The following is a 12771-nucleotide window of genomic DNA, read 5'->3' on the forward strand; positions in this document are numbered from 1 at the left end:
TGTCGGCGGCGAGCGAGAATTCTCTTCAAGATTCGCCTCAGTTCCGATCCGGCAGGCCGGTCCAACTTGAGAAAAGGACCGACCGGTTTTGCGGATCACCTCGGCACCTTGTGGCGGTTGCGCATGAGCATGGCGGGCTGCGTGCAAGGGGGCAAAGCAAAAGGAAAAGGCCATGACTAATCCAAAACCCAGGCCAACCATCGTTCATGGCGAAACGCACGCCTATCCCGTGCTGCCCCTGCGCGACATCGTCGTCTTCCCGCACATGATCGTTCCGCTCTTCGTCGGCCGCGAGAAGTCGATCCGCGCGCTCGAAGAGGTGATGAAGAACGACGCGCTGATCATGCTCGCGACCCAGAAGAACGCGTCCGACGATGATCCGGCCCCCGATTCCATTTACGAGACCGGGACGCTTGCCAGCGTGCTCCAGCTCTTGAAGCTTCCCGACGGCACCGTGAAGGTGCTGGTCGAAGGGCTCGAGCGTGCGCGCGTGCAGAAATACACCGATCGCGCCGACTATTACGAAGCGACCGCGATTGCGCTCGCCGACACAGATGCGAAGTCGGTCGAGGCGGAGGCCATGGCGCGCTCGGTCGTGTCCGACTTCGAGAGCTACGTGAAGCTCAACAAGAAGATCTCGGCCGAGGTCGTCGGCGTCGTGCAGGCGATCACCGATTTCGCCAAGCTCGCCGATACCGTCGCCTCGCATCTCGCCGTCAAGATCGCGGATCGCCAGGGCATCCTGGAGACGCTTTCGGTCACGCAGCGCCTGGAGAAGGTGCTGGGCCTGATGGAGAGCGAGATCTCGGTGCTGCAGGTCGAGAAGCGCATCCGCTCGCGCGTCAAGCGCCAGATGGAGAAGACCCAGCGCGAGTATTATCTCAACGAGCAGATGAAGGCGATCCAGAAGGAACTCGGCGACGACGAAGGTCGCGACGAGCTCGCCGATCTCGAAGAGAAGATCTCCAAGACCAAGCTCTCCAAGGAAGCGCGCGAGAAGGCACAGCATGAGCTGAAGAAGCTGCGCCAGATGTCGCCGATGTCCGCGGAAGCGACCGTCGTGCGCAACTATCTGGATTGGCTGCTGTCGATCCCGTGGAACAAGAAGTCCAAGGTGAAGAAGGATCTGGAAGCCGCGCAGGCGGTTCTGGATGCCGACCACTACGGGCTCGAGAAGGTCAAGGATCGCATCGTCGAGTATCTCGCGGTGCAGACGCGCGCCAACAAGCTGACCGGACCGATCCTGTGCCTCGTCGGACCTCCCGGCGTCGGCAAGACTTCGCTCGGCAAGTCGATCGCGAAGGCGACGGGACGCGAGTTCGTGCGCGTCTCGCTCGGCGGCGTGCGCGACGAGGCCGAGATCCGTGGTCACCGCCGGACCTACATAGGCTCAATGCCCGGCAAGATCATCCAGTCCATGCGCAAGGCGAAGTCGTCCAATCCGCTGTTCCTGCTGGACGAGATCGACAAGATGGGCGCCGATTTCCGCGGCGATCCGTCCTCGGCTCTGCTCGAGGTACTCGACCCCGAGCAGAACGCAACCTTCAACGACCACTACCTCGAGGTCGACTACGATCTGTCCAACGTGATGTTCATCACGACCGCGAATACGCTCAATATTCCGGGACCGCTGATGGACCGCATGGAGATCATCCGGATCGCGGGCTACACCGAGAACGAGAAGGTCGAGATCGCGCGCAAGCATCTGATCCCGACAGCGGTGTCCAAGCACGGCCTGGACTCCAAGGAGTTCTCGATCGACGACGACGCGCTGCTGCTGCTGATCCGCCGCTACACCCGCGAAGCGGGCGTGCGTAATCTGGAGCGTGAGCTCTCCACACTCGCCCGCAAGGCGGTGAAGGAGCTGATGATCTCCAAGAAGAAGTCGGTCAAGGTCACCGAGAAGACTCTCGAAGAGCTTCTGGGCGTGCCGAAGTACCGCTACGGCGAGATCGAGAGCGAGCCGCAGGTCGGTATCGTCACCGGCCTTGCCTGGACCGATGTCGGCGGCGAGCTTCTGACCATCGAAGGCGTCATGATGCCCGGCAAGGGCAAGATGACGGTCACCGGCAATCTGCGCGACGTGATGAAGGAATCGATCTCGGCGGCGGCGTCCTACGTCCGCTCGCGCGCGATCGTCTACGGCATCGAGCCGCCGCTGTTCGACCGGCGCGACATCCACGTGCACGTGCCGGAAGGCGCGACGCCGAAGGACGGTCCGTCGGCTGGCGTGGCGATGGCCACCGCGATCATCTCGGTCATGACCGGCATTCCGGTCCGCCATGATGTCGCGATGACCGGCGAGATCACGCTGCGCGGCCGCGTGCTGCCGATCGGCGGCCTCAAGGAGAAGCTGTTGGCCGCTGCGCGCGGCGGCATCAAGACGGTGCTGATCCCCGAGGACAACGCCAAGGATCTCACGGAGATTTCCGATGCGATCAAGGGCGGCATGGAGATCATCCCGGTCTCGCGCCTCGACGACGTGGTCGCCAAGGCGTTGGTGAAGAAGCCGGTGCCGATCGTCTGGGAAGAGGACACCAAGGTGACGGTGAAGCCGGACGGCGACGAAGCCGCCGGCGGCCTGACCGCTCACTGAGATCGCAGCTCGGAAAGATGATAAAACGGCGCCTTCGGGCGCCGTTTTTGTTTGGGGCAGCGGATGAAGCCAATGCACATCGACGGGCAATGCCATTGCGGGCAGATCACCTTTGAAGCCGAGATCGACCCCGAGACGGTGTCGGTCTGCCACTGCACCGATTGCCAGACGCTGACGGGCTCGCCGTTCCGGGTGACGGCCGTATGTTCCGGCGTCGATGTCCGCCTGACCGGCGGTTCGCCAAAAATCTACGGCAAGCGCGGCGATAATGGCCGGATGCGCTTTCAGCATTTCTGCGCCGATTGCGGTTCCCCGCTGTTCACCAGCGGCGAGGGTGACCAGGCCGACGATTGGGGCATCCGCTGGGGCAGCATCCGTCAGCGCGGCAAATTGCGGCCCGTCAGGCAGATCTGGTGCCAGTCGGCGGCAGTGTGGATCGACGCGGTACCACTGCTGCCGGGGCGGCCGGGCGATTGAGGCCCAGGAAGTGGAGTTCCGCGCTTGCCCGTTCGGGGCCGGTGGGGATAAAGAAGCGGCGAGGGGCGGTTAGCTCAGTTGGTAGAGCGCCTGCTTTACACGCAGGATGTCGGCGGTTCGAGCCCGTCACTGCCCACCAGCCATCGCTCGCGAAGCGAGCGCCAGCATTGCGGGCCAGCCCAGCGAGCCGTCATATGGGAGGCCCGATGCAGCAGCCAAGCGGACACGAAGAGAACGCAGACCAGATCGCCTATTGGAACGGCCCGAGCGGGCAACGCTGGGCCGATCGCCACGGGGCGCAGGAGAGCCTGCTCGGACCCATTGCCGACGTGCTGATCGACCGGGCCAGGCCGAAGCCGGGTGAGCGCGTCCTCGATGTCGGCTGCGGCTCCGGCGCAACGACGTTCGCGTTCGCGAAGGCTGTCGCGCCGAACGGATTTGCGCTCGGGCTCGACGTCTCCGATCCCATGTTGTCGCAGGCGCGCGCGCTGGCGCCGAAAGGCCTCCCGCTCGAGTTCGCGCTGGCCGATGCGACGGTCCATCCATTCGAGCCGGCGAGCTTTGATCTGCTGGCCTCGCGGTTCGGCGTGATGTTCTTCGCTGACCCGATCGCATCTTTCACCAACCTTCGTCGTGCGCTGAAGCCGTCCGGGCGGCTCGCCTTTGCCTGCTGGCGTGAGCCGAAGGAAAATCCCTGGATGATGGCGCCGCTGATGGCGGTCTACAAACACGTCCCCAAGATGCCGCCGGTCGGGCCCGAGGAGCCCGGGCCTTTCGCCTTCGCCGCGGAAGAGCGCGTGAAACGCATCCTTGGCGGCGCCGGCTTCGTCGATGTCGCGATGGAGCCGCACGATCTCGCGATGGATGTCGCAATCGGTGGCGGGCTCGATGCCGCGGTCGAGGGCTCGCTCCAGATCGGCCCGGCCAGCCGCGCACTGCAGGGCCACCCGCCCGAGACGTATGCCGCCGCAAAAGCCTCGATCCGCGAGATGCTGGCGCCGTTTCTGAATGGGCAGAGCGTGGCGCTCCAGGGCGCAATCTGGATCGTGACGGCGAAGGCGGCGTAGGCGCAACTCTCTCCGCGCCGTCATTGCGAGGAGCACTTGCGACGAAGCAATCCAGAAATGTGCCCGCAGAGGCAGGCTGGATTGCTTCGCTGCGCTCGCAATGACGATCACACCACATCATCCGGCGCCAGCGCGCAGCCATTGTCGGGACGCGCTTCCACTTGAAGGGTGGTGTGGCCGATGCGGAAGGAGGTCTTCAGCATCTGCGCGGTCTCCATCAGAAATGCGTCGCCGGCGCCGGTGGGCATGACGAGATGGCAGGTCAGCGCCGTCTCCGTGGTCGAGATCGGCCAGACGTGGAGATCGTGGATCCCGGACACGCCGGGACGTGCCAGCAGGAACGCCCTGACCGCGGCGAGGTCGGTGCCTTTTGGGGCTGCCGCCATCGACATGTCGATGGAGCCGCGCAGCAGGCTGGTGGTGCTCCAGAGGATGGTGACGCAGATGACGAGGCTGGTGACAGGATCGAGCCAGAGCCAGCCGGTCCAGATGATCAGCGCCGCCGAGATGACGACGCCGAGCGAGACCGCGGCGTCCGCCGCCATGTGCAGATAAGCGCCCTCGATGTTGATGTCGTCCTTGCGGCCGCGCGCGAACAGCATGGCTGTAAAACCGTTGACGAGGATGCCGATGCCGGCGACCACCATCACGGTGACGCCCGCGACGGGCTCCGGTTCGCGCAGGCGCAGGAACGCTTCCCAGCCGATCGCACCGGTTGCAACCAGCAGGAACACGGCGTTCGCCAGTGCCGCCAGGATGGTGGAGGCGCGCAGTCCATAAGTGAAGCGACCGCTCGGCGCGCGCCTCGCCGCGATCGACGCGCACCAGGCCACGACCAGGCCGAGCACGTCGGAAAGGTTATGGCCGGCATCGGCGAGGAGGGCGGTGGAGTTGCCGATATAGCCATAGATTGCCTCGGCCACGACCAGCGCGGTGTTGAGCGAAATGCCGATCGCGAACGCCTTGCCGAAATTGGCGGGCGCATGGACATGCGCGTGGCCAGGACCGTGATCGTGACCATGATCGTGGCCGTGGCCGGCATGGTCATGATGACCGTGATGGTCGTGGTTGCCCAATTCTAGCGCTCCCCGGACGCGGCCAAATCAGGCGCTATTGTAGGCGTTTCGGTGCCTGCGTCACGGCGGAACAGCACGTAGAGCGCCGGCAGCACCAGCAGCGTCAGCACGGTCGAGGAGATGATGCCGCCGATCACCACGGTCGCGAGCGGCCGCTGCACCTCGGCCCCGGCCCCGGTGGCAAGGGCCATCGGCACGAAGCCGAGGGACGCCACCAGCGCCGTCATCAGCACCGGACGCAGACGTGTCAGCGCGCCCTCGCGCACCGCGTCGGCAACGGGATGGCCCTCGCTGCGCAGCCGCTCGATGAAGGCGATGATGACGAGGCCGTTGAGCACGGCCACTCCCGACAGCGCGATGAAGCCGACGCCGGCGCTGATGGATAAGGGAATGCCGCGCAGCAGCAGCGCCACGACGCCGCCGGTCAGCGCCAGCGGCACGCCGGAGAACACGAGAGCCGCATCCGCCGCCGATCCCATGCCCATAAACAGCAGCAAGAATACCAGCAGCAGCGCCACCGGCACCACGAGCGTCAACCGCTTGGTGGCGGAGACAAGCTGCTCGAATTGTCCGCCCCAGTCGATCCAGTAGCCCGGCGGCAGCTTGACCTTTTCCGCGACGGCCGCCTCGGCCTCAGTGACGAAGGAGCCGAGATCGCGCGCGCGGACATTGGCGGTGACGACGATGCGCCGCTTGCCGTTCTCGCGGCTGATCTGGTTGGGGCCGGGCGTCGCATCGACGGTAGCGACCGACGACAGCGGCACATAGCGCATCTGGGCAAGGGGCGAGGCGGGCAAGGCCGTCCGGATCGGCGCGCTGGACGCCGCTTCCTCACCCGGCGGCAGCGGGATGGGAATTGCCCGGATCGCCTCGAGATTGCCGCGCAGATGCTCCGGCAGGCGCACGACGATGTCGAAGCGGCGGTCGCCCTCGAACAGCTTGCCGGCCGACTTGCCGCCCACCGCGATCTCGACGATGCCCTGCACCTCGCTGATGCTGAGCCCGTACCGGGCGAGCGCCTGGCGGTCGAGGCGGACGGTGAGGATCGGCAGGCCCGAGACCTGTTCGATCTTGACGTCGCTGGCGCCGCGGATGCCGTGGATTGCGGCCTCCACCTGTTTTGCCGCGCCTTGGAGGATGTCGAGGTCATCGCCGAAGATCTTGACGCCGACGTCGCTGCGTACGCCGGAGATCAGCTCGTTGACACGGAACTGGATCGGCTGGGAGATTTCATAGGCGCTGCCGGGGATGTCGTCGGCGGCACGGTCGATGGCCTCGATCACCTCCGATTTCGGCTTGCCCGGGTTGGGCCATTCGGCGCGCGGCCTCAGCATGATGTAGCCGTCGGCCTGCGCCGGCGACATCGGGTCAGTCGCAATCTCCGCGGTGCCGATGCGGGTGAAGAACTCCTTCACCTCCGGAATCTGCTTGATGCGCTTTTCCAGCGCCATTTGCAGGTCCAGCGACTGGGTCAGGCTGGTGCCAGGAATCCGGATCGAGGCCAGCGCGACGTCGCCCTCGTCCAGGCTCGGAATGAACTCGCCGCCCATGCGCGCGGCGGCCACGCAGCTTGCGACCACGATGATGGCGGCCATGATTGCGACGCTGAGGCGATTGTCGATCGCAAGCCGGAGCAGGGGGAGGTAGGCGCGCTTCGCCACCCGCATGAACAGGTTTTCCTGTTCGGACACCTTGCCGGTGACGAAGATGGCAACCGCCGCCGGCACGAAGGTGATCGAGAACAGCACCGCAGCCCCCAGCGCCATCAGCACGGTCAGCGCCATCGGCGTGAACATCTTGCCTTCGACGCCCGTCAGCGTCAGCACCGGCAGATAGACCACCGCGATGATCAGCGTTCCGAACAGGCTCGGCTTGATGACCTCGCTCGACCCGCGCCGGATCGCGCGCAGCCGTTCGGAGATCGTGAGCAGGCCGCCTTTCTCGCGCTGGGCCTCGGCCAGCATGCGCAGGCAGTTCTCGACGATGATCACCGCGCCGTCGACGATGATGCCGAAATCGATCGCGCCCAGGCTCATCAAATTCGCACTGACCTTGGTCTCGACCATGCCGGTGATCGTCATGGCCATGGACAGCGGAATAACGCAGGCCACCACGAGCGCGGCGCGGATGTTGCCGAGGATCAGGAACAGCACGGCCACGACCAGGGCCGCGCCCTCCAGCAGGTTGTTCTCGACCGTGCGGATGGTGGCCTCGACCAGATGGGTGCGGTCGTAGACGGTCCGCGTCACGACGCCGTCGGGCAGCGATTTGGCGATGTCTTCGAGCCGGGCCGCGACACGGCGCGCCACCGTGCGGCTGTTCTCGCCGATCAGCAGCATGGCGGTGCCGAGCACGGTTTCCTCGCCATCGCGCGTCGCGGCTCCCGTGCGTAGATCGCGGCCTTCGGTGACGGTCGCGATATCCCTGATCCTGACGGGATTGCCGCCGCGCGAGCCGATGACGATGTCCTGGATTTCGCTGACATTGCCGACCTGGCCCGGCGAGCGAACCAGATATTGCTCGCCGTTGCGCTCGATATAACCCGCTCCGACATTGGCATTGTTGGCGGCGAGCGCCGTCATGACGTCGCGAAAGCCGAGCCGGTAGGCCATCAGCTTGCCGGGGTCGGGGAGCACGTGGAATTGCCGCTCGAAGCCGCCGATGGTGTTGACCTCGATCACGCCGGGCACGTTGCGAAGCTGCGGCTTGATGATCCAGTCCTGCACGGTGCGCAAATCGGTCAGCGAATAGTCGTGACCGCCTTGCGTCTTCGCGCCCGCCTTGGCCTCGACGGTGTACATGAAGATTTCGCCGAGTCCGGTCGAGACCGGGCCCATCGCGACCTCGACGCCGGCCGGAAGCTGGTCTTTCACCTGCTGGATGCGTTCGCCGACAAGCTGGCGGGCAAAATAGATGTCGGTGCCGTCCTTGAAGACGACTGTCACCTGGCTTAGGCCGTAGCGCGACAGCGAGCGGGTGTAGTCGAGTTTCGGCAGGCCACCCATCGCGGTCTCGACGGGGAAGGTGATGCGTTGCTCGGTTTCCAGCGGCGAATGGCCGGGCGCGCGGGTGTTGATCTGGACCTGGACGTTGGTGATGTCGGGTACGGCGTCGATCGGAAGGCGCTGGAAATTCCAGGTCCCGAAGGCAACTGCGCCGAGCGCGAGCAGCAGGACCAGCCAGCGCTGCTGCAGCGAGAGCGCGATGAGACGCTCAATCATGCTCGACCTCGCCCTTGCCCATCTCCGCCTTCACGACGAAGCTGTTTTCCGCGACGTAATGCTCGCCGGCTGAAAGGCCGGCCTTGATCTCGACATGGCGGGGATCGGAATCGCCGAGCTCCACGGGGCGGGCCTCGATCTTGTCTCCGTCCTCGCGGACGAACACGATGGTCCGGTTCTCCAGCGTCTGGATCGCGCTTCGGCGCACGGCGACCGCGACGTTGCGCGCGGCGAGGATCAGCCGTGCCGTGACGAACAGGCCGGGACGCAAGCGCCCGTCCGGATTTGGCAGCACCACGCGCGCCAGCGCGGTCTGGGTCTCGCTGCTGCCGATCGGCGCCATGTAGGAGATCGTGCCCTTGATCTCGCCGCGGCCGTCGTCGGGATCGATCAGCACCTCGTCGTTGAGGCGAACGCGCCGCAGGTCCTGCCGATAGATCGACAGATCGACCCAGATGCTGGAGAGGTCGGCGACGACGAAGGCCGGTTTCTGTTCGGAGGCGTATTCGCCGAGTGAGATCTGCCGCTCGATGATGGTGCCGGCAATCGGCGCCTTGAGCTCGTAGACGGTGAGGCTCTGGTTGCTCTCGATCGCGGCGAGCAGATCGTCTTTGGCGACCTTGTCGCCGATGCGCTTCTGGATCGATTTGGCAACGCCGGGAAAGCGCGGCGTCACCTGCACCACGGCCTCCTGGTTGGCGCGCAGGATGCCGTTGAAGGCGAGCGTGTCAGTCAATGTCGCGCTCGCGGCCTCCGCCAGCGTCACGCCGGCGGCGGCAAGCTTGACGTCGGAGATCCGGATCCGGTCGGCGCCGTGCTCGTCCTGCTCGACATGATCGTTCGGCTTCTCCGGCTTTTTGTCCCCGCTGTGTTCGGCATGCTCGACCCTGGTCGGGGCGAGCAGGGAATAGCCGTAAGCGCCGAGTGCGGCGGCAACTACGGCGACAAGGATGGTGGAGGACGTCTTCATCGTGCGCTCTCCCGCACCAGCGTGAAGGGATTGCCGACGAGACCTTCGATGGTCGCCACCCCCGCATGGAAATTCTGGAGCGCCTCCTGCTCGCGCAGCCGCGCCTGGGTGACGCTCGCCTGCGCGTCGAGCACTTCGAGCAGGGTGAAGCGGCCCTGGCCGTAGCCTTGCGCGATTGCGTCCGAGGCTTCGGTGGCCTTGGGAATGGCGCTCTCGCGCAGCACCGCAAGCTCGCGCAGCGAGCCCTGGAGCGAGTCGTAAGCGCGGCCGGCGACCACGATCAGCGTGTTGCGGTTGGCCTCGCGCTCGGCCTTGGTCTTGGCAAGGCTTTCCTGTGCCGAGAGGATATTGCCCTGGTTCTGGTCGAACACGGGAATCGGCACCGAGACGGTGAGGCGCGCCGCGTCGTCATTGGTCTCGTTGAAATGGCGCCAGCCGGCGGCGATCCGCACGTCGGGATAGGGCCTGAGCCGCGCCAACAACAGCTCGGCGTTGCGCTGGGCATAGATCGCGGTCCAGCGCACCAGCTGCGGATTGGCATCGATGGCGGCGACGACCGACTGGAACGTCGGCGGCCGTCCCATGGTGTCGAGCCTGCCGGAGACCCCGCCGAATTTCGGTGCCGCGTCGCCCATCAAGACCGCAAGCTCGCGCCGGGCGCTGGCCAGCGTCGCCTTGAAGCGCTCGCGGTCGGCCTTCACCAGGGCGGAAGCTACCTCGGCACGGCCGGTCTCGGCCGGCGAGGAGGCGCCGGCCTCGACGCGGCGGCGCAACAGCGGCGTCAGCCGGTCGATGGCGGCGATCTGCTCGTCGAGGATCTGGATGCGCCGCTGTGCGCCGAGCACGCTGAGGAAGGCGATCGCCGTCTCCGATAGCACCTCCAGCCTGACGGCCTTGCGCTGGATCGCGGCAACCTCGATGCCGGCGACGCCCGCGGCGATCCGCGCGTCGCGCTTGCCGAACAGCTCGAAGGCCTGGCTGATCTGCAGCGTGGTCTCGGCCGATCGCGTGCCGCGATAGATGCCGGACCCGAACGAATTGTCCTGTTCGTAGGACAGTTCCGGATTGAGAAGCGCACCTGCCTGGATGCGCTGGCCCGTGGCGATGCCGACGTCGCGCTCCGCCGCGGTCAGCCGCGGGCTCGTGGCCAGCGCGCGCGAGAGCGCGCTGCGCATCGTCAGTGTCTGGGCGTGGGACGGCGCAAGCGCCAATCCGCCAATCAGACACGCTGCCGTGCACGCCAGGCGCGCGGCCATTCCCCTGCAAAACATGAAACCGACCTGTGAAGGATGAACCTAATGGGCGCGGGGCGCCCGACCAATCCGTTCAGGCAATATGTTTGGGAGGCGGGGAGTCGGTATCGGGGACAATGCCGGCGAGCCGGGATACGCGTTGCGGGCGCGATGCGGACACGAGCGCGGTCGATGCGGCCGGCGGCGCCGGCTGCGCGACCATCACCGAGAAGCAGCCATGGCAATGATGCCCGCCGATGGCCTTGTGGTCGCTGTGATCTGAGGAGCCATCAATGACCGCAGCAATCTCCGAGCCGCCGCCGGGCGTGGTGACGTCGATGTCGTGCAGGCCGTGCAGCGTTCCCGCGAGCAGATAGACAACCGCGATCAGCACAGACATCAGCCCGCGCCAGTTGCGCGGGCGGCAAGATCCTGAGGGCTGGCGGTTCGCGAGCACGAAGTCACTCTGATTGCGGTCTGCGTCCGGCCTAGCATGGGCGCGGGAATAGTGTCGACCCGCAACATTGTTACGTCCCTGGCGCAATTGCCGCAGCAGTGGCGGAGACGCCAGCGCTTCTCATTGACGCGTGATCAGGCTCAGTTGAGCATCGGCTGGCGCTCCGCGTGCCAGCTCCGGAATGTCGCCGGTGTCGCCGGCTTCGACCGTGACGACGGCGCGACAGCTGGCTTCCATTGCCCGTTCCAGCCATTTGATGGCTTCATCGATCCACTGGTCGTGGTGCTCGGGATCGGCGATCGCCTTTTCCCGGAATGCATCTGCCTGATGAAGGCACGCGGTTCTGCGATCCACGCGGCTCTCCCGATCCGGAGTCCCGCCCCGACCGCATCTTCGATGATCCCAGCGCCGGCGTCGCTAACATAGGACAGGGAGCCCAGCTCAAAACAAAGGCCCCCGGCTCCGGTGTTGACCGGCTGGGCCTCGTGCTCGCAACTTCATCCTTCGGCTCACACCCAACCCGACTCCGGTGAGTTCGTTCCTGTCGGCTGCAAAAACTAGGAACGTTCCGTCTTCCTCCTCATTAGCGAGCAGGGGAAAATCGAGGAGGACGCACCATGAACGGACTGATTTATCTCGTCGGCTTGATCGTGGTGATCATGGCTGTCTTGTCGTTATTCGGCCTGCGTTGAGAGAGCTGATATGACCATCGAAGCTCTCGTGCAGGAAGAAGTCACCGAAAGTCGTCCGCGAGTCGCCGAAGACCGCTGGAGCATCCAATGGAGTTCTATCGTCGCAGGCGCATTCGCCGCCGCCGCGTTGTCCTTCATCCTGGTGAGCTTTGGCGTCGCTATCGGGCTCGGCGTCAGCTCGACGTCGCCGACATGGCGCGACGCATCAGCGGCTCTGGCGCTTCTTTCGGGGGTGTATTTGATTTTGCAGGCGATCGCCAGTTTCGGCTTCGGCGGCTATATCGCGGGCCGCACCACGCGTCAGGCGGCCGCAGTTTCGGCCATCGATGACGATGGCGAGCGGTGGGACGGGCTCCATGGCCTGATGTCATGGGCGCTTGCCGTACTGATCGGCGGCGTTTTCCTCGCCTTTCTCGGTGCGGGTACAATTGACCGCTCTCCGGCACGTTCTTCGTCAGGCAACGCGACCGCAGCCGAGCCGCTTTTAGGTTATGAACTGGACAAGCTATTCCGTGCGCGTCGGCCTCCCACCGATCTCGGGGAAACCCGCGCTGAAGCCGGACGCATCCTGATGACGTCCTCGAGCCACAGCGGCGTCAGCAGCGACGATCGAACCTATCTTGTGCAGCAGGTTACAGCGTTGACGGGATTGACCGGGCCGGACTCCGAGCGCCGGGTCGACGCCGCGATTGCGGACTCCCGGACGGCGATCAACCGTGCGCGACACAGCTCGATCATCCTCGCATTCTCGGTTGCAGCCGCAACTCTGATCGGGGCCGTGGTAGCCTGGGCTGCTGCTGTTGCCGGCGGACGGCATCGCGATGGAGAGCCGCTGCCGAACTGGATCGTGAGCTCCAACCGCTTCCATCGCACCCCTCGCGCGAGTCGTCCGTGAAGAACGCTAATTTCAGACCGGATTGATCGTCGGCCCCACGAAGAGAGCGCTGAGGATTTGGCGCAACAAAATCCTCAGCCAGCGGATC

General features: G+C 65.4%; 10 protein-coding genes and 1 tRNA gene. 5 read left to right on the top strand and 6 right to left on the bottom strand.

The window, feature by feature from the left end; genetic code table 11:
* The first annotated feature begins 172 nt into the window (after nucleotides 1–172).
* From lon to IVB27_RS10000, 4 genes are all read left to right on the top strand, one after another.
* Nucleotides 173–2596: an endopeptidase La gene (lon, locus tag IVB27_RS09985; RefSeq protein WP_247349356.1), complete on the top strand. Its 2424-nt coding sequence runs from the start codon at nucleotides 173–175 to the stop codon at nucleotides 2594–2596.
* Between the two features lie 72 nt (nucleotides 2597–2668).
* A complete protein-coding gene (locus IVB27_RS09990) occupies nucleotides 2669–3073 on the top strand; it encodes a GFA family protein (protein WP_247443286.1) in 405 nt (134 codons plus the stop codon).
* A 63-nt stretch (nucleotides 3074–3136) separates the two neighbouring features.
* Nucleotides 3137–3212, top strand: a tRNA-Val gene (locus IVB27_RS09995).
* A gap of 67 nt (nucleotides 3213–3279) precedes the next feature.
* Complete coding sequence (locus tag IVB27_RS10000) at nucleotides 3280–4140, top strand: class I SAM-dependent methyltransferase (protein WP_247443289.1); 861 nt, start codon at nucleotides 3280–3282, stop codon at nucleotides 4138–4140.
* A 107-nt stretch (nucleotides 4141–4247) separates the two neighbouring features.
* Here IVB27_RS10000 and IVB27_RS10005 read toward each other — a convergent pair whose 3' ends face one another.
* The 6 genes from IVB27_RS10005 to IVB27_RS10030 all read right to left on the bottom strand — a co-directional run bounded on the left by IVB27_RS10005 (nucleotide 4248) and on the right by IVB27_RS10030 (nucleotide 11450).
* Nucleotides 4248–5216: a cation diffusion facilitator family transporter gene (locus tag IVB27_RS10005; RefSeq protein WP_247443290.1), complete on the bottom strand. Its 969-nt coding sequence runs from the start codon at nucleotides 5214–5216 to the stop codon at nucleotides 4248–4250.
* Between the two features lie 2 nt (nucleotides 5217–5218).
* Nucleotides 5219–8437, bottom strand: a complete 3219-nt coding sequence (locus IVB27_RS10010) for an efflux RND transporter permease subunit (protein WP_247443294.1) — start codon at nucleotides 8435–8437, stop codon at nucleotides 5219–5221.
* Nucleotides 8430–9407 carry a divalent metal ion exporter adaptor subunit IhpB gene (gene ihpB / locus IVB27_RS10015; RefSeq protein ID WP_247443296.1) on the bottom strand — a complete coding sequence of 326 codons (978 nt, stop codon included), beginning with the start codon at nucleotides 9405–9407 and terminating at the stop codon, nucleotides 8430–8432. The genes IVB27_RS10010 and ihpB overlap by 8 nt, the downstream gene beginning before the upstream one ends.
* Entirely contained in the window at nucleotides 9404–10678 is a 1275-nt protein-coding gene (gene ihpA, locus IVB27_RS10020) for a divalent metal ion exporter subunit IhpA (RefSeq protein ID WP_247443297.1), read from the bottom strand. Before ihpA ends, ihpB begins: the two co-directional genes overlap by 4 nt.
* 55 nt (nucleotides 10679–10733) lie before the next feature.
* Entirely contained in the window at nucleotides 10734–11096 is a 363-nt protein-coding gene (locus IVB27_RS10025) for a hypothetical protein (RefSeq protein WP_247349350.1), read from the bottom strand.
* A 120-nt stretch (nucleotides 11097–11216) separates the two neighbouring features.
* Entirely contained in the window at nucleotides 11217–11450 is a 234-nt protein-coding gene (locus tag IVB27_RS10030; RefSeq protein ID WP_247349348.1) for a hypothetical protein, read from the bottom strand.
* 348 nt (nucleotides 11451–11798) lie between these two features.
* Between IVB27_RS10030 and IVB27_RS10035 the strand changes: the two genes are divergently transcribed.
* On the top strand, nucleotides 11799–12683 hold the full coding sequence (locus IVB27_RS10035) for a hypothetical protein (RefSeq protein WP_247443298.1): 885 nt from the start codon (nucleotides 11799–11801) through the stop codon (nucleotides 12681–12683).
* Nucleotides 12684–12771: the final 88 nt, after the last annotated feature.

This window comes from Bradyrhizobium sp. 197, from assembly GCF_023073375.1.
Classification (GTDB): Bacteria; Pseudomonadota; Alphaproteobacteria; order Rhizobiales; family Xanthobacteraceae; genus Bradyrhizobium.

Coding starts and splice junctions, on each gene's coding strand:
- lon (WP_247349356.1), top strand. CDS start 173: ATGACTAATCCAAAACCCAGGCCAACCATCGTTCATGGCGAAACGCAC.
- IVB27_RS09990 (WP_247443286.1), top strand. CDS start 2,669: ATGCACATCGACGGGCAATGCCATTGCGGGCAGATCACCTTTGAAGCC.
- IVB27_RS10000 (WP_247443289.1), top strand. CDS start 3,280: ATGCAGCAGCCAAGCGGACACGAAGAGAACGCAGACCAGATCGCCTAT.
- IVB27_RS10010 (WP_247443294.1), bottom strand. CDS start 8,437: ATGATTGAGCGTCTCATCGCGCTCTCGCTGCAGCAGCGCTGGCTGGTC.
- ihpB (WP_247443296.1), bottom strand. CDS start 9,407: ATGAAGACGTCCTCCACCATCCTTGTCGCCGTAGTTGCCGCCGCACTC.
- ihpA (WP_247443297.1), bottom strand. CDS start 10,678: ATGTTTTGCAGGGGAATGGCCGCGCGCCTGGCGTGCACGGCAGCGTGT.
- IVB27_RS10035 (WP_247443298.1), top strand. CDS start 11,799: ATGACCATCGAAGCTCTCGTGCAGGAAGAAGTCACCGAAAGTCGTCCG.